This is a genomic window from Chelativorans sp. AA-79, from assembly GCF_029457495.1.
GTDB lineage: Bacteria > Pseudomonadota > Alphaproteobacteria > Rhizobiales > Rhizobiaceae > Chelativorans.
Window position 1 is genome coordinate 4,212,798 of the sequence record NZ_CP120361.1, and the last position, 16,079, is coordinate 4,228,876.

The window sequence follows — 16,079 nt, forward strand, 5'->3', positions numbered from 1 at the left end:
GGTGAGAGCGAAGCACATCCTTTTCAGGTCGGCAAAGGTCTATTCCCTTCCTGTTCCACCTTCCTTCGGTGCGTTCGCGCGCTCACCATACTGGTTCGCGCCCGGCTCTCCCGGAAAAAGGGACAGAATCACGATCGCCAGCGCCACGAAAAGCGGGACGAGCAGGGCGTAGCCACCGGATTTCCCCATGTCGTGCAGACGCTTCGCCCCCAGGGCCACATGGCTCCAGAGGAAGAGGAAATAGAACACCCAGAAGAGCATGGCCCAGAAGCGCGAGGCGCTGCTTTCTTCCGGCGAAATGCTGAACTGGTAGACCGGAAACATCTGCAAAAGGACAAGCAGCAGGCTCGCCAGAAAATAGGGCGCGCGGCCGATGCGGCCGGAAAAGCCGAAGAAAAGCCAACTGATCTGTCTTGCGTCCACCGCCGCCTCGCGACCGTACCGGGATCAATCCCTCAGGAGCTCGTTGATCGAGGTCTTCGAGCGTGTCTTCTCGTCGACACGCTTGACGATCACGGCGCAATAGAGGCTCGGGCCCATTTCTCCATTGCCCATGGGCCTGCCCGGCATCGCGCCTGCGACCACGACCGAATAGGGCGGCACCTCTCCATAGAAGATCTCGCCCGTCGCGCGGTCGACGATCTTCGTGGACTTGCCGATGAAGACCCCCATGCCGAGCACGGAGCCCTCGCGCACGATGCAGCCTTCGACAACCTCCGAGCGCGCGCCGATGAAGCAGTTGGCCTCGATGATGGTCGGCCCCGCCTGCATGGGCTCCAGCACGCCGCCGATACCAACCCCTCCCGAAAGATGGACGTTATCGCCGATTTGTGCGCAAGAGCCGACGGTGGCCCAGGTGTCCACCATCGTGCCCCTGCCCACATAGGCGCCGAGATTGACGAAGGAAGGCATCAGCACCGCGCCCGGCGCCACATAGGCGGAACGGCGCACGACGCAGTTCGGCACGGCGCGGAAGCCCGCCTTCTCGAACTCGTTCGAGCTCCAGCCGTCGAACTTGGAGGGCACCTTGTCCCACCAGACCGCCTCGCCCGGTCCACCCTTGATCACCTGCATCGGGTTCAGCCGGAAGGACAGAAGCACTGCCTTCTTCAGCCACTGGTTCACTTTCCACTGCCCATCTTCCTGCCGCTCGGCCACGCGCATGGTGCCGTTATCCAGCAGGTCGAGCGCGGACTCGACCGCCTCGCGGATTTCCCCGCGCGTCTCGGTGTTGACGGAATCGCGGTTTTCGAAGGCGTTTTCCACCGTCTGTTCGAGCGCGGCGATATCGGAAGTCTTCATCAGCGAATTCTCTCCGCTACATGAGCTGTTAAGAGCTGCCCAATAGGTTCGGGTCGTGCCGGGACGGCAACCGGCGCGGAACCTATGCGAAGCGCCGATGAGGGTCAATCGCAGGATGCGCAGCCGCGCAGGGCAGGAATACGGGAATGGGGAAATGAATCCACACGACAAGACCGGCTGGACGCCGCTTCCGCACTCCGACGAAGACCTGAAACGCGCGCGAAGCGTGCCCGATACACCGCAGACGCGATCCGACACCTACAGGCTCGCCTGGGACGACGAGACCTTCATGACCCGGCGCGAGCTCAGGCCCGTGCGCCTGCAGCTCGAGCTTCTGAAACCCGAGATGGCGCTTGCCGAAAGGGGGATCCGCTCCACCGTCATCCTCTTCGGCGGCGCGCGCATCCCCGAGCCCGGCGGCGAAGCCTGGGCGGCCAAGAACGAGCAGCAGAAGACGAATCTGGAGAAGAACAGCCGCTACTACGCGGAGGCGAGAAAGTTCGCCCGCCTTTGCTCGGAGCAGTCGGCAAAGTCGTATTATCGCGAATATGTAGTGGTGACCGGCGGCGGCCCCGGCGTGATGGAGGCGGGAAACCGAGGTGCGGCGGACTGCGGCGCGCCCACCATCGGCCTCAACATCGTGCTGCCGCACGAACAGGCGCCGAACGTCTATGTGACGCCGGAGCTTTGCTTCAACTTCCACTATTTCGCGATCCGCAAGATGCATTTCATGATGCGGGCGAAGGCCATGGCCGTCTTCCCCGGCGGCTTCGGAACCATGGACGAGCTGTTCGAGGGGCTCACCCTCATCCAGACCGGCCGCATGGAGCGCGTGCCGGTCATTCTCTTCGGCAAAGCCTTCTGGGAGAAGGCAATCAACCTCTCCTTCCTGGCCGAGCAGGGCACGATCTCGCCTGGCGACGAGCAGCTCATCAGCTACGTCGAGACCGCCGAGGATGCTTGGGGGCATATCGCGGCGTTCTATAAGCTTGGCTGATCGAAAGCGGATCAACGTTTTGCGGCAGATCACCGCGATTTCTCTTCCCCTGTAACCAATTGTCAGGATTTCCTTTGTGACTGGTCATCGAGGCTATGGTAGGGGGTCCGACAGCGTTTAGAAATGCGTTACAGCGAAGCCTAAGGAAATTTCTTCAGGCATCTTTTTTCTATTTTGTGAAATGGGCTTTATTTCTATTTTATCAATTTGTGAGATTGCCATGTCGATAAAGACAATCTTAATTACATCGTCGTTTGCATGTATTATATCTCTTCTACCCGTCTCAGCATATGCGCAGAATCACTCCGATTCAACGGAAAAAAATTCCGTTGAAGTCCTTCAATTTCCTAGCATCGAAGTAAAAAACCCGGGAATTTACATAAGGTATAACTTTACGAAAAAAGAAAACACGTCGAGTCTGGATACAACAACATCTGCAGAGCATTTCTCAAACAGGATTTTTCGTCTCTTTGAAGACAATAAGACCTGGTATGGACTTTATGCATTCGACGGAAATCCGGAAACGGATGAGAAGTTTATCGGATATTATCTGAATGCCCCAAGAGATAAGAATGATTCGGTTCTCTACATAAAAATTCACTACGACAATAAAACGCACAAATTCAAAGAAGAGCTTATAATGCCGGACGGCAAAAAGGTCTTTGAAGAAGGCACTTTTGAAATTGTCGAGGATGGCAAGCGGTAGGCTTTAAGCAGGACCGAACGCAAGATAATCGATACGGAGGGCTACAATAGCGAATGATCGCGCTGGCATGTCGCAGCGCGAACGACTGGCGCAGCCCCGTACAATCGGCTACCCCTTGGGCCATGGAAGGATCGCAGCCGAGTTGGTTTGCAACACTGAGGCGCGACCGGGGCCTGTTCGCCCTGGTGAGTGCGCTCGCCATCCTGCTGGGCCTCCTGCAGCCCATCGCGGCGGCGCAGAATGCGAGGTTCAACGACCTTCTCGTCATCTGCAACACGAGCGCCTCTCCCGCCGCGCCGGCGGACCATGGAAAACGCACTCCGGACTGCCCGCTTTGCCCGACGGGGCATCTCTGCGGCACCAAGGCGGCACCGGCCGTGCCGGCCCAGATCCCGGCGCTCGTACCCCTCGCCGTCCTGCCCGGCCAGCGGCTTTCCGGGCCGGCGACCGCCGCCCTGCCCGGCCTTTCGGACGAAGCGCCGCCCTCCATCCGCGCTCCTCCCCTTTCAGCGTGAACGCCCCGCCGGTCTGTCGCCGGCTTCCACTCACGCCCATTCGAAAGGGTTTCTCATGCGCATTCCCACTTTCGCCGCATCCGCGGCGGCAATCATCATTTCCGCCATGCCGTCCATGGCCCATGTCTCCCTGCAGCAGAAGGAGGCGGCGCCCGGCACCTACAAGGCGGTGCTCGGCATTCCCCACGGGTGTGACGGCGAGCCGACGGTCTCCGTCCGCGTCGAACTCCCGGAAGGCTTCGTCGGAGCCAAGCCGATGCCAAAGCCGGGATGGACGATAGAGATCGAGACCGGCGACTACGCCGAAACCTACCGGCTCCACGGAGAGGACGTCTCCTCCGGCCCCGTCGCCGTCACCTGGGCGGGCGGCAGCCTTGCGGACGAGCATTACGACGAGTTCGTGGTGCGCGGAACGCTGGCGGATGCCAAGGCCGGAGAGCGCATCTTCTTCAGGGCCACCCAGACCTGCCCCTCCGGCAAGGAGGAAGCATGGGTCGAGGTGCCCGCCGAGGGACAGGACCCTCATTCGCTTGAGCATCCCGCGCCCTTCGTGACCATCGCCGCCGCCGCAGCGGCAGCCGAGACGCATCACCATGACGGCACTCCTGGAATTGCGGCCGGCGATCTGCGCATCGCGGAGCCTTGGGCGCGGGCCATGCTGCCCGGCCAGCCGAGCGGCGGCGCTTATATGACCATCCGCAACGAAGGCCGGGAACCGGACCGGCTCGTAGCCGTCTCCTCGCCTGCCGCCGGCAAGGTGGAGGTGCACACCATGGAGATGAAGGACGACGTCATGGTGATGCGCCCCGTCGAGCGCGGGCTCGAAATCCCCGCCGGCGGCACGGTGGACCTTGAGCCTGGCGGCCTCCATATCATGTTCATGGAGGTGAAAACCCCCTTCGCCGAGGGTGCAGACGTGCCGGTCACGCTCGAATTCGAGAAGGCTGGCAAGGTGGAAGTCACCTTGCCAGTGCTTTCCGCCCACACCGGGCGCGGCGAAGGCAAGCATCAACACTGAAGATGCGAGGGGCCGGTGCAAAATCCGGCCCCTCGCTCGGAACGGGCGGCTGGCCCTGCGCGTTGACAGCGGAGAAAAGGAGTTCCCCATGCCCCGCAGCGTTCCAGACGACGACATGATGGATGAACAGCAGACCCGGGATCTCGGCCACCCGACCAAGCACGAGCCCGGGAAGAACGAAATCGATACCGAGGAAAGCGCGGCCGAGAAGATCGAAGATGACGTCCGCGCCAATCGCGGCCTTGGGAGGCTTGTCGAGAAACGCGACAAAAGCGAATCGGAGAAGTCGCTCGAGCGGGCGGCGAATCGCGATCGTCGCTAGAGCTATCGTGTCCTGACAGTCTCCAGGAATCCGGTCAGGTCGTCGGTCACATAGTCGACATGGTCCTCGTTGCCAAGGTCCCGCTCCCATATCTCGGAATAGGTGGGTTCCAGGTTCCTTGGCACGATGAGGACCGTCGTCATGCCCAATTCCTTGGGGACGGTGAGGTTGCGCGCCAGGTCCTCGAACATCACGGCATTCGGGCCGACGACCGTGTGGAGATTAACAAAAAGGTCGTAGCTCTCCTTCGCCGGTTTCGGCGTGAGCCCGGCCGCCACGATATCGAAGATGTCCTCGAAATGATCGAGGACGCCGAGCTGCCGGGCGGCCCGTTCCGCATGCCCGCGATTGCCATTGGTGAAGATGAATTTCCGTCCCGGCAACGCCAAGATCGCCTCGCCCAAGACCGGGTCCGGCTCGATCCATGAATAGTCGATGTCGTGTACCTTCTCCAGGAAGTCGTCCGGGTCGACCTCATAACGTTCCATCAACCCTCGAAGTGTAGTGCCGTACTGTCTGTAGAGTTCCTTCTGGAGCTGGCGCGCCTCCTCGGAGGGAAGGTGGAGCAGTTCAGATACATAGGCGGTCATCCGCACGTCAATCTGCGAGAACAGATTGCTGTGGCGCGGGTAGAGCGTGTTGTCGAGGTCGAACACCCAATCGGTGACATGGGTGAAGCGTGCGGGATCGGGGCGGTTTGTCATGACCTCTTATGGCAGGTTTCGGGTCGGCTTTCCAAATTTTCGCGCAAGCAGCGATAACATCCGAGGGGAACGGCTGTGAGGAAGGTCTTTCTTAAGGCCGGCATCGCCACCCTCATCTCCATCGCGGTCTCGCTCGCCATCTGCGCCGTTGCCCTGAAGCTGGTGGGCGGCAGCATGGATCTCTTCGCCGCCACCATGTGCACCCTTTGTCCCCTCGTCGTGGCCTTTCCTGCGAGCGCTTACACCTACAACCAGACACGCAGGATCGCCGAAGCGCACAAAGCATTGGAAGCCGCGCACCGGGAGTTGACGGTGCTGCACCAGAAACTCGCCGAAAGCGCAAGGCTCGACGACATGACAGGCCTCTTCAACCGCAGTGCCTTCATTGCCGCCGTGGAGCGCACGCGCACGGCCGAAAACCGCGGCGCGCTGATCCTTATCGACGCTGACAACTTCAAGCAGATCAACGATACGTTCGGGCATCTTGCGGGCGATCAGGCGCTCGTCGCGATTGCCGGCGCCATCCGCCGCGCAACACCCGGAACAGATCCGGTGGGGCGGATCGGAGGCGAGGAATTCGGCGCCTTCGTCACAGAAGTGAGCCCGGTCGAGGCCCACGGCCTGGCAGAGCAGATCCGCCGCACCGTCGAGGAGACGCGTCTTGCCCTCGCCGAAGGCGCGCCGGTGCGCCTCACCGTCAGCATCGGCGTCGTGCGCGCGCCGACCGGTGCGAGCTTCTCCGAGATCATGAGCGAGGCCGACCAGAAGCTCTACGAAGCGAAACAGCTCGGCCGCAACAGGGTGGTGGCCGACCACAGGGTGGCCGCCTGAGGCGGCTTTCGCCAGAACGGGTGCAGGCCCTAGACCATGGTCCCGAAAAGTGAATGCCGGTTTTCGGAACAGATCATGCTCAAGCAAAAAGCCAAACCATGATGCCGATTCAACGAAGCGGCATCATGATCTAAGGAACGATCAGCGTTCCCGCGCCGTGCTCGGTGAAGAGTTCCAGCAACACCGAATGCGCGGTCTTGCCGTTCAGGATGACCACGCCCTCCACGCCGCGCTCGATCGCCTCGATGCAGGTTTCGACCTTGGGGATCATGCCGCCGGAGATCGTGCCGTCCTTGATCAGCGCGCGGGCCTCCGAGACCGTCAGCTCGTCGATCAGCTTCCCGTCGCGGCCGAGCACGCCTGGAACATCCGTCAGGAACAGGAGGCGGCTTGCCTTCACAGCGCCGGCAATGGCGCCGGCAAAGGTGTCGGCATTGATGTTGTAGGTGTGACCGTCACGGCCGGGTGCCACCGGCGCGATCACCGGGATCATCTCGGATCGGGCCAGCAGGTCGAGCAGCGTGCGGTCCACCTCCACCGGCTCGCCGACGAAGCCGAGATCGAGCACCCGCTCAATGTTGGAATCGGGGTCGATCATGGTCTTCCTGGCCTTCTCGGCGAAGACCATGTTGCCGTCCTTGCCGCAGAGCCCGATGGCCCATTCGCCCTCGGCGTTGATGAGCGCCACGATCTCCTTGTTGATGGAGCCAGCCAGCACCATCTCGACGATCTCGACCGTCTTCTGGTCGGTGACGCGGAGCCCGCCCTCGAACTTCGATTCGATGCCCATGCGCGTGAGCATGGCGCCGATCTGTGGACCACCGCCATGGACGACGATGGGATTCACGCCGGATTGCTTGAGCAGCGCCACGTCTCTGGCAAAGGCGCGGCCGAGCGCGAGGTCGCCCATGGCATGGCCGCCATATTTGATGACGACGGTCTTGTTCTCGTAGCGCTGCATAAAGGGCAGCGCCGCCGAGAGAAGGGCCGCCTGCGCTTCCGCGGTACCGGTGATTTCCGTCATGCTCGTCGCCCCGAGGCTTGGATAGGACCGGCCCGTCTCATAGCGTATTCGCGGGGTCGCGCAAATGCCCGATGTTGCGCCGGGCCGTTCTTATCCGCGACGCGGATTTCGTGTATCAACGGCACCGTTGGCGGGACAAGTCCGCGTCGACATCGCCGCCTCGCCACCCATCCCGAGCATCTCGACCATGCGATTTGACATCCCTCGGAACCAGATCTTTCCGATCGAAGACGTCACGTTGACCCTGGAGGAGGGGCAGCACCCCTATGAGCTTGCCGAGAGCAAGTCGATCGCGGCGAACTGGCGGGCGGAGACGGCCGCCAATCCGAGCCTGTTCGACGGCGAGGTCATCCTGCTGTCGGAGATGGTCTATTCGGCTCGGCGCGTTAAGGCGCGATGCCACGCCGTGCGCTATTCGACCTTCCTGCACTGGCGCCGCAACCGCCCCGTCCCATCGATCGAGCACGTCTTCGCCCATGCCGTGCCGGTGACCACCGACAACGCCCTCATCGCCGCGCGAATGCTGGGCCACACCGCCAATCCGGGATGGGTCTACTTCGCGGCGGGGGCCCTCGAGCCGGACGATTTCCGCGGCGGCGTCGCCGATATCGATTTCAACATGGCGCGGGAGGTGCGCGAGGAGACGGGGCTGGACATCACCCATGCAAGACGCGACGCCCATTACCACGCCTTTTCCGGCCAGACGGGCACCGTTATCGCGCGCCGGTTCTATCTGGACGGCGAAGCGGAGGAGATCGCCGGCCGCATCAGGCGGTTCGTGAACGGCCAAAACGATCCGGAGATCGAGGGGCCAGTCATCATCCGCGGCATGCACGACCTCCCCGAAGGGCTCGCGCCGCACATGCCGCCATTGATCGAATGGCATTTCTCGAACCTGCCGCGTTAGATCTTCGCAACATCACACCTGCCCATTGCACGAACGCTGCCTCGGTCAGTTCCATGCCGCGGATGGAGCGCATGAACAGCCATGTCTTCATGGCCGGCTGAACACCCGTCCCATCACGGAGCATTTGATTTGCGGCATGCGCGCCATCCCGATAGCTTCATCGCAGATGGAGGAACGGATATGAAACGTCGCAACTTCCTCTATGGCGGCGCGGGTGCCATCGCGGCCCTGACCGGCGGTACCTTCATCCTGCTCGGCCGCGCCGGCGGCAAGGCCGAGGCGGAAGAGTTCGAGATCTCCAAAACCGAGGAGGAGTGGCGCGCGCTCCTGACGCCGCAGCAATATGCCGTGCTGCGCGAGGAAGGCACCGAGCGCGCCTTCACCAGCCCGCTCAACGACGAAAAGCGCGCAGGGACCTTCCATTGTGCGGGCTGCGACCTGCCGGTCTACTCTTCCGAGGCCAAATACGATTCCGGCACGGGCTGGCCGAGCTTCTGGACCTCATTGCCTAAAGCGATCGGTACGAAGGAGGACAACTCCTTCTTCATGACGCGCACCGAGTGCCACTGCCGGCGTTGCGGCGGGCATCTCGGCCACATTTTCGACGACGGTCCGCCGCCCACGGGCAAGCGCCACTGCATCAACGGCGTGGCACTCGCCTTCAAGCCGGCAGAAACGCAAAGCGGCTGAAACGTCCAAGGCCGACGGCGTGTCGGTGCGGGCCCTGGCCGCGCGTCAGGTGTCCGTGACGGCGCGCAGGAGTGCCTCGCGAAGCTCGTCGAGCCCCGCGCCCTTCTCGGACGAGGTGGCGATCACGCCGGGAAACGCAGCAGGACGCTTGACGGTTTTTTCCCGCGTTTCCGCAATCAACTTCACCACCGCCGGTGGTTTGATCTTGTCCGCCTTGGTCAGAACGATCTGATAGGAGACGGCGGACGCGTCGAGCAGATCCATCACCTCCTCGTCGATCTTCTTCACGCCGTGGCGCGCATCGATCAGCAGGTATACCCGCTTCAGCGTCACGCGGCCGCGCAGATAGTCGAAGACCAGCTTGGTCCAGGAATCGACCTGAGCCTTGGGCGCCTTGGCGAAGCCGTAACCGGGCATGTCGACGAGGGCCATGGGCGGAAGGTCTCCCGCCTCGCCGCTGAAGCCTTCCGGTACGAAATAGTTGAGCTCCTGCGTGCGGCCGGGCGTGTTGGACGTGCGGGCAAGGCCCTTCCGGCCGACCAGTGCATTGATGAGCGAGGATTTTCCCACATTCGAGCGGCCGGCGAAGGCGACCTCAGGCGGCCCTTCCGGGGGCAGGAACTTCATGGCCGGCACACCGCGGATGAAGATCCATGGACGCGCGAAGACCTTCGTGCGCTGTCCGCTGGGTTCCGCGGCCGCCGTTCCCTCGCCCGCTGTCATCACTCTGCAGCCTCCAGCCGCTTCAGGTCGCGGCCGCGGATGGCATCCAGATTACGCGTGATCTTCTCGGCCGGCCAGTTCCACCAGGCGATCGCCTGCAGCCGCCTTATCGTCATCTGATCGAACCGCATCTTCACCACCTCGGCGGGATTTCCCGCTACGACCGCATAGGCGGGAACGTCGCGCGTGACAACCGCCCTGCCGCCGATGATCGCTCCGTCACCGATCTTCACGCCCGGCATGATGATCGCCTCCATACCGATCCAGACGTCATTGCCGATCACGGTGTCGCCCCGCACCTCCCTGCGCCAGGTCCCCTCGTCGAAACCTTCCTCCCAGCCATGGCCGAAGATGTTGAAGGGATAGGTAGAGAAGCCGCCAAGCACATGATTGGCGCCGTTCATGATGAAGCGCGCGCCTTCGGCGATCGCGCAGAAGCGGCCGATGATCAGCCTGTCGCCGATCAACTCGTAGTGATGCAGAACACACTTCCTGGCGAACTGATCCGGACCTTCCGGGTCGTCGTAATAGGTGTATTCGCCGATCTCGATATTGGGAGCATCCACCAGCGGCTTCAGGAAGCCGACGCGCGAGTGCATGGCGATGGGATGCTTGATCTCCGGCTTGGGCCCGCTCATGGCGACTCCTCCATCCGTCGCTTCGCTGCCGGCGATTGTCATCGTTCTTCCAGTTCCAGACAAGCCATGGCCGCGCACCGGGAAGCGCGCGGCCACAAGAGAGATATGCTGCAGCTATTCGGCCGGTTTCGGTTTTCGTCGGAACAGGTTCACCAGATTGTCCCAAAGCTCGATCTTGGCGCCCTGGCGCTTCATGATCACGCCCTGCTGGAGGATGGAGAGCAGGTTGTTCCACGCCCAGTAGATAACCAGACCGGCCGGGAAGGTCGCCAGCATGAAGGTGAAGATCACCGGCATCCAGGTGAAGATCATCGCCTGGGTAGGGTCCGGCGGCGTCGGGTTCATGCGCATCTGCAGGAACATCGTGATGCCCATGATGATCGGCCAGACGCCCAGCATCAGGAAATGCCCGACGACCGGAATCTGAGACGGATCGTAGGGCAGCAGCCCGAACAGGTTGAAGATCGTCGTCGGATCTGGGGCGGAAAGATCCTGGATCCAGCCGAAGAACGGCGCGTGGCGCATCTCGATCGTGACGTAGAGCACCTTGTAGAGCGCGAAGAAGACCGGGATCTGGATGAGGATCGGCCAGCAGCCCGCCAGCGGATTGATCTTCTCCTTCTTGTAGAGCTCCATCATCGCCTGCTGCTGCTTCATCTTGTCGTCCGCGTATTTCTCGCGGATTTCCATCAGAGCAGGCTGCACCATCTTCATGTTCGCCATGGACTTGTAGGACTTGTTGGCGAGCGGGAAGAAGATCAGCTTCACGATGACGGTCGTCATCAGGATCGCGACGCCAAAATTGCCGAACAGCCTGAACAGCCAATCGATCAGGTAGAACATGGGCTTGGTGATGAAATAGAACCAGCCCCAGTCGATCAGGAGCTCGAACTGGCGAATGCCATGCTGCTCCTCATAGCTGTCGACCACATGCACCACCTTGGCTCCGGCGAAGACCAGGGTCTCCACTTTCGCCTCGCCACCGGGCGCCACCGTCAGCGGATCGGTGAGGTAGTCGGCCTGGAAGCGCTCGCGGCCATCGGGGAAATAAGCGAAGCGCGGCTGGAACTCCTCGCCTGCCCGCGGAACCATGGTAACGGCCCAGTACTTGTCCGTCATGCCCAGCCAGCCGTCGGCGGATTTGCCGGGAATTACCTCGCCGTCTTCCTCGGCGGCGGAATAGTTGACCTCCTGCAGGCCCTCCTCGCCAAGAACGCCGATAAACCCTTCATGGAGGATATAGATGCCCGCGGTCTGTGGATGGCCCATGCGGGTCGTGCGACCGTAATTGCGGATCTCGACCGGTTCGCCTGCGGCGTTGCGGATCGTGTCCGTAATCGTGAAAAGATAATTCTCGTCCACCGAGAAAGTGCGGAGGAAGGTGAGCCCGCGCTCATTGGTGAAGCTGAGCGTCACGGGATTTCCCGGCGAGAGCACCGAGCCTTCCTCAAGCGTCCAGGCCGTATCCGGCCCCGGAACGGCGCCAGTGGCGGCGCTGCCGGTATAACCCACCTCGACATAGTAGCCGTTCGCGACCGCCGAGGGGTTGAGCAGTTCGATGTTGGGCGAATCCTCGTCGACGGTGACGTGGTATTCCTTGAGAAGCAGATCGTCGAGGCGCGCGCCGGAAAGATTGATGGAACCGGATAGACGGGGCGTGTCGATCCTCACCCGCTGGGCCGTGGCGAGCGCCTCCGTGCGCGTGGCGGGCGCCTGGTTCGATGCCGATGTGCCGGGTATGGCTGCGCCTTCCTGCCCGGATCCCGCGGAAGGAAGGTCCGAAGGGCCGGCCGCTCCCTGCTGGCCAGCGGTCTGGCCGCCAGTCTCCCCCGATCGCTCCGCCTCGATGCGGGCCGCTTCACGCTGTGCCTCGACGCGCGGATTCACGTAGAATACCTGCCAGAGCGTCAGGACGACCACCGACAGCGCAATCGTGATGAGGAGGTTGCGATTGTTTTCCATGAGTTTCCTTAGCCCGTGCGAGCGGGTTTTTTGCCTCGGATGCGCCTGGACAGTTCTTCCCGGAGCGCTCCGAACGGCGCATTCAACACGTCGCGTCTCGCAACGATCACATAGTCCGTGCCGGGCGCCATGTCATCGGCCACATGCACACGAATTGCCTCGCGCAACCGGCGGCGCATACGATTTCTCTCCACCGCATTGCCGGCCTTCTTGGTCACGGTAATGCCGAAGCGCGGCGGACCATCGTCCCCGCGCCTCAGCAATTCAAGCAAAAAAAGCCGTCCACGCAGCTTTTGACCACGCTGAACCGCCAGGAATTCGGCGCGCTTCGTAAGCCGCCCCGGGTGCTGCTTCTGCGCCCGGCCAGACAACGGCCCCGTGCCCGCGCCGGTCCTTAAGCGGACAGCCGCTTGCGGCCGCGGTTGCGGCGAGCGGCGATCACGCTGCGGCCGCCCTTGGTCGCCATGCGTGCGCGAAAGCCATGGCGGCGCTTGCGAACGAGTTTCGAGGGCTGATAGGTGCGCTTCATTTATTTAATACCGCGGCGTGCGGCCCTTCTTCATTCTGTCGGTTTACGAACAGGAGCATTCTTGACCGCTCAAGGACGCACGACAGCGCGCCGGGCGGCCAGCCCGAACGTGCGGGGCTTATATGAAGAGAGGCCGCGAAAGTCAACGAAGGCGCGGCTGGAAACACCTTTTGTCGCACAAGGAGAGCAGTAGGGAGTGATGCAAAGGGTTCGGGGACCGCCGTCAAGCCCGGCCGCCCCCTTCCCTACTGCCTTGCTCCCTCAATACGCATGTTCCAGGAACACGGGCTCGATCGAGCCACCCCAGCGCGTGTGGTAGGCCGCGACCATCTCCTGCGCGCTGGTCGTGCCGCGTGCGACCACCTCATCGAGCGGGCTCAGGAACCCCGTCTCATCGAAGCCTTCGCGGTTCCTGCGGCCGCGATTGGCAAGCCCCATGTGAGAGATCGCCAGCACCTCGCGCGCCGTTTCACGCAGATGATGGTTGCGGAAGCTCGCCGACAGGCCTTCGACCGGCACCGCGTCGCGCAGGGCCTCGACCTCCTCGAAGCTCCAGCCCCTGGTCAAATCCTCGACGGCGTCGAGCGCGGCGGCGTCGTAGAGAAGCCCGACCCAGAAGGCAGGCAGCGCGCAGATGCGCCGCCACGGCCCTCCGTCGGCGCCCCGCATCTCCAGATAGCGCTTCATGCGTACATCGGGGAAAAGCGTAGAGAGATGGTTCGTCCAGTCGCCCATCGTTGGCGTACCGTCCGGTACGGTACCGCGCAGGGCGCCATCCATGAACTGGCGGAAGGTGACATGGGTGCAGTCGTGATAGTGCCCCTCGCGGATGACGAAATACATGGGCACGTCGAGCGCCCATTCGACATAGTCACGGAACCCAAACATCTCAGAGAAGACGAAGGGCAGCAGGCCGGCGCGCCGGTTGTCGGTGTCGCGCCAGATTTCGCCACGCCAGGACTGAAAGCCGTTGACCGCGCCGTCGGAGAAGGGGGAGTTGGCGAAAAGCGCGGTGGCGAGCGGCTGCAGGCGCATGCCCACCTGCATCTTTCGCCGCATGTCGGTTTCGGAGGCGAAGTCGAGATTCACCTGGATCGTGCAGGTGCGGTACATCATGTCCAGGCCGTGGCTGCCGACCTTCGGCATATAGTTCGTCATGATCTCGTATCGCGACTTGGGCATGCGGGGCGTTTCGGAAAGCCGCCACTTGGGACTGCCGCCCAGGCCCAGGAAACGGATGCCGAGCGGCTCCGCGATCTCGCGAAGCTGCGCCAGATGCGCGTTGCCCTCCCGGCAGGTCTGATGGATCGTTTCCAGCGGCGCGCCGGAGAGCTCGAACTGTCCGCCGGGCTCGAGAGAGATGGCGCCCTGCCCCGTCGGCTCGACAAGGCCGATGATGCGCCCGTCGTCCAGGATCGGGTTCCAGCCCAAGATCCTCTGCATGCCTTCCAGCAGTGCACGGATGCCCCGGTCGCCCTCGAAAGGCACTGGCCGGTTGCCATCGACATAGAAGGGGAACTTCTCGTGCTCCGTGCCGATGCGCCAGGCTTCCTTCGGCTTGCAGCCGCCCGCAATATAGGCAACGAGATCGTCGACCGTCTCGATCGGCCTGTTGTCGGTCGTGTCCCTCGCCATCCAATCCTCGAAGCTGATGCCAAGCTTCGCCTCATTGGCGAAGACCGAAACCGCAGGCAAGCGAAAAGTTCTGAACAATCCGTCAGGAGGAGTCGCGCCAGTCGCCCGCGGCGGCCTGGATGACGGCGAGCGCAGCCACGGCGGCGGTGTCCGCCCTGAGAATCCGGGGACCGAGCGGGATCGGCACCACGAAGGGGAGCCCGCGGAGCATCCTGCGCTCGGCTTCCGAGAAGCCTCCTTCCGGCCCGACAAGCAGGCCGAGCTTTTCGCCGGCCAGCCCGGAGACCGCGGGCAGCGGGTTCTGGCCGGGCGCATCCTCGTCGCAATAGACGAGGCGCCGCCCTTCCTCCCAGCGCCCGAGAAGGGCCTCCAGCTTCACCGGCGCGCGGACTGTGGGAACGGAGAGGATGCCGCATTGCTCGGCCGCCTCGATCACATTTGCTTGAAGCCGGTCGATCCCGAGCTTCGGCACCTGCGTGTGCTGGGTGATGACGGGCTGGAGGATGCCCGCCCCCATCTCCACCGCCTTCTGGACCAGGTAATCGAGTCGTCCTTGCTTCAGGGGTGCGAAACAGTAGAGAAGATCGGGTTCGGGCGTCTGTTCGCGCGTTTGCTCGCGAACGGAGAGTCGCGCGGATTTTTTCGAGATGTCCACGACCTCGGCGTGCCATTCGCCCTGCCGCCCATTGAAGAGGAGCAGGCGTGCACCTTCGCGCATGCGCAGCACATGGCCGAGATAATGCGCCTGTTCGCGCGTGGTCTCCAGCTCGGCTCCCGCCGAGAGATCGGCGGACAGGTAAAGCCGCTGCATTTTGTAGTTCGCCCGCATGGCCGCTTGATGCGCCGGCACTGCCCGGCGGTCAAGAGCCGGCGGAAGGATGCCAGACGGGCCGGTAGCCTTCCCGCAGGGCCGTCACGGTGGCGGGCGGCGTGAGGAGGGTGAAGGCCGCGCCGGCTTCCACAACGGTGCGGGCTTGCCGATAGCCATCGAAGCTCCACGGCAGAAGCCTGCCACAGCGCAGGGCGAAGCCTCGACCACTCGCTTCCACCATTGCCCCATCGGGAAGAGCCTGCACGTCCGCTTGCCGGAGCGGCATGGCGGGCGCGCCCGCGGCGCGGCGCTGCCAGTGGAGGATCGTATCCATGCCGGAAGCGGACAGATGCTCTCCGCCGTGCCCCTCCGCGAAAGCGCGGGCAAAGGCAAGCGCCGGCCTGCGCCGGCAATAGAAACAGGGGCGATGGCCGGCGGCCAGCGCCGTCACCTCGTCGAGGAAGAAGAGTTCGGTCCAGCCGGCGGTGCCGTGGCGGCTGTTGCGGCCCATGACCTCGCGGAGGCGCCCGCGGAAATCGCATTCGCAGATGATCCAGGCTTTGGTGGACCAGCGCCGCTTCAGAAGCGTCCGCGTATCCGGATCGTGAATGACGCCACGATTGCCGGTGAAGAGCCCGCGCGCGGCGACCGCCTCGATATCTCCAAACGGGGAAACGCGGTTTTGAAGGGGCATCTTCCAACTCCGCTGCAGAGGCGGGCAGGGAAGCACGGGCGCAGCCGCCGTCAACCCGATTTCCAACGCTT

At 62.9% G+C, this 16,079-nt stretch carries 20 protein-coding genes; 8 read left to right on the top strand and 12 right to left on the bottom strand.

What is annotated here, in order from left to right:
• Positions 1–39 precede the first annotated feature (39 nt).
• Together PVE73_RS20580 and dapD are read right to left on the bottom strand one after the other, a co-directional pair.
• Positions 40–423 carry a DUF805 domain-containing protein gene (locus PVE73_RS20580; protein ID WP_277364030.1) on the bottom strand — a complete coding sequence of 128 codons (384 nt, stop codon included), beginning with the start codon at positions 421–423 and terminating at the stop codon, positions 40–42.
• 24 nt (positions 424–447) lie between these two features.
• Positions 448–1,302 carry a 2,3,4,5-tetrahydropyridine-2,6-dicarboxylate N-succinyltransferase gene (dapD, locus tag PVE73_RS20585; protein ID WP_277364031.1) on the bottom strand — a complete coding sequence of 285 codons (855 nt, stop codon included), beginning with the start codon at positions 1,300–1,302 and terminating at the stop codon, positions 448–450.
• A gap of 154 nt (positions 1,303–1,456) precedes the next feature.
• On the opposite strand from dapD, the gene PVE73_RS20590 reads away from it, so the two are divergent.
• The 5 genes from PVE73_RS20590 to PVE73_RS20610 all read left to right on the top strand — a co-directional run bounded on the left by PVE73_RS20590 (position 1,457) and on the right by PVE73_RS20610 (position 4,860).
• Positions 1,457–2,299 carry an LOG family protein gene (locus PVE73_RS20590; protein WP_277364032.1) on the top strand — a complete coding sequence of 281 codons (843 nt, stop codon included), beginning with the start codon at positions 1,457–1,459 and terminating at the stop codon, positions 2,297–2,299.
• A 220-nt stretch (positions 2,300–2,519) separates the two neighbouring features.
• Positions 2,520–3,005 (top strand): hypothetical protein, encoded by a 486-nt coding sequence (locus PVE73_RS20595; RefSeq protein ID WP_277364033.1) that lies wholly within the window; start codon positions 2,520–2,522, stop codon positions 3,003–3,005.
• A gap of 53 nt (positions 3,006–3,058) precedes the next feature.
• Entirely contained in the window at positions 3,059–3,520 is a 462-nt protein-coding gene (locus PVE73_RS20600; RefSeq protein ID WP_277364034.1) for a hypothetical protein, read from the top strand.
• 55 nt (positions 3,521–3,575) lie between these two features.
• A complete protein-coding gene (locus PVE73_RS20605) occupies positions 3,576–4,538 on the top strand; it encodes a copper chaperone PCu(A)C (RefSeq protein ID WP_277364035.1) in 963 nt (320 codons plus the stop codon).
• Positions 4,539–4,626: 88 nt separating this feature from the next.
• Complete coding sequence (locus tag PVE73_RS20610; RefSeq protein ID WP_277364036.1) at positions 4,627–4,860, top strand: hypothetical protein; 234 nt, start codon at positions 4,627–4,629, stop codon at positions 4,858–4,860.
• Positions 4,861–4,862: 2 nt separating this feature from the next.
• On the opposite strand, the gene PVE73_RS20615 is transcribed toward PVE73_RS20610, so the two are convergent.
• Entirely contained in the window at positions 4,863–5,564 is a 702-nt protein-coding gene (locus PVE73_RS20615; RefSeq protein ID WP_277364037.1) for a pyrimidine 5'-nucleotidase, read from the bottom strand.
• Between the two features lie 75 nt (positions 5,565–5,639).
• On the opposite strand from PVE73_RS20615, the gene PVE73_RS20620 reads away from it, so the two are divergent.
• Positions 5,640–6,395 (top strand): GGDEF domain-containing protein, encoded by a 756-nt coding sequence (locus tag PVE73_RS20620; protein ID WP_277364038.1) that lies wholly within the window; start codon positions 5,640–5,642, stop codon positions 6,393–6,395.
• A 130-nt stretch (positions 6,396–6,525) separates the two neighbouring features.
• Here the strand turns inward: PVE73_RS20620 and argB are convergent, their stop codons facing one another.
• Positions 6,526–7,419 carry an acetylglutamate kinase gene (argB, locus tag PVE73_RS20625; protein WP_277364039.1) on the bottom strand — a complete coding sequence of 298 codons (894 nt, stop codon included), beginning with the start codon at positions 7,417–7,419 and terminating at the stop codon, positions 6,526–6,528.
• Positions 7,420–7,606: 187 nt separating this feature from the next.
• Here argB and PVE73_RS20630 point away from each other — a divergent pair, with 187 nt between their 5' ends.
• Both PVE73_RS20630 and msrB read left to right on the top strand, forming a co-directional pair.
• Positions 7,607–8,326 (top strand): hypothetical protein, encoded by a 720-nt coding sequence (locus tag PVE73_RS20630; protein ID WP_277364040.1) that lies wholly within the window; start codon positions 7,607–7,609, stop codon positions 8,324–8,326.
• 180 nt (positions 8,327–8,506) lie between these two features.
• Complete coding sequence (gene msrB, locus PVE73_RS20635; RefSeq protein WP_277364041.1) at positions 8,507–9,016, top strand: peptide-methionine (R)-S-oxide reductase MsrB; 510 nt, start codon at positions 8,507–8,509, stop codon at positions 9,014–9,016.
• Positions 9,017–9,061: 45 nt separating this feature from the next.
• On the opposite strand, the gene yihA is transcribed toward msrB, so the two are convergent.
• The 8 genes from yihA to PVE73_RS20675 form a co-directional block, all read right to left on the bottom strand.
• Positions 9,062–9,739 (bottom strand): ribosome biogenesis GTP-binding protein YihA/YsxC, encoded by a 678-nt coding sequence (gene yihA / locus PVE73_RS20640; protein ID WP_277364042.1) that lies wholly within the window; start codon positions 9,737–9,739, stop codon positions 9,062–9,064.
• Positions 9,739–10,377 (bottom strand): CatB-related O-acetyltransferase, encoded by a 639-nt coding sequence (locus tag PVE73_RS20645; protein ID WP_277364043.1) that lies wholly within the window; start codon positions 10,375–10,377, stop codon positions 9,739–9,741. Before PVE73_RS20645 ends, yihA begins: the two co-directional genes overlap by 1 nt.
• A 114-nt stretch (positions 10,378–10,491) precedes the next feature.
• Positions 10,492–12,339, bottom strand: a complete 1,848-nt coding sequence (yidC, locus tag PVE73_RS20650; RefSeq protein WP_277364044.1) for a membrane protein insertase YidC — start codon at positions 12,337–12,339, stop codon at positions 10,492–10,494.
• An 8-nt stretch (positions 12,340–12,347) separates the two neighbouring features.
• The gene (rnpA, locus tag PVE73_RS20655) at positions 12,348–12,710 is read right to left on the bottom strand and encodes a ribonuclease P protein component (protein ID WP_277364045.1); all 363 of its coding nucleotides are present in this window, start codon (positions 12,708–12,710) and stop codon (positions 12,348–12,350) included.
• Between the two features lie 23 nt (positions 12,711–12,733).
• Entirely contained in the window at positions 12,734–12,868 is a 135-nt protein-coding gene (gene rpmH, locus PVE73_RS20660; RefSeq protein ID WP_144861350.1) for a 50S ribosomal protein L34, read from the bottom strand.
• A gap of 261 nt (positions 12,869–13,129) precedes the next feature.
• Entirely contained in the window at positions 13,130–14,503 is a 1,374-nt protein-coding gene (locus PVE73_RS20665) for a glutamate--cysteine ligase (protein WP_277367533.1), read from the bottom strand.
• 82 nt (positions 14,504–14,585) lie between these two features.
• Positions 14,586–15,332, bottom strand: coding sequence for a 16S rRNA (uracil(1498)-N(3))-methyltransferase (locus PVE73_RS20670; RefSeq protein WP_277364046.1), 747 nt, complete (start codon positions 15,330–15,332; stop codon positions 14,586–14,588).
• A gap of 31 nt (positions 15,333–15,363) precedes the next feature.
• Entirely contained in the window at positions 15,364–16,008 is a 645-nt protein-coding gene (locus tag PVE73_RS20675) for a hypothetical protein (RefSeq protein ID WP_277364047.1), read from the bottom strand.
• Between the last annotated feature and the right edge of the window lie 71 nt (positions 16,009–16,079).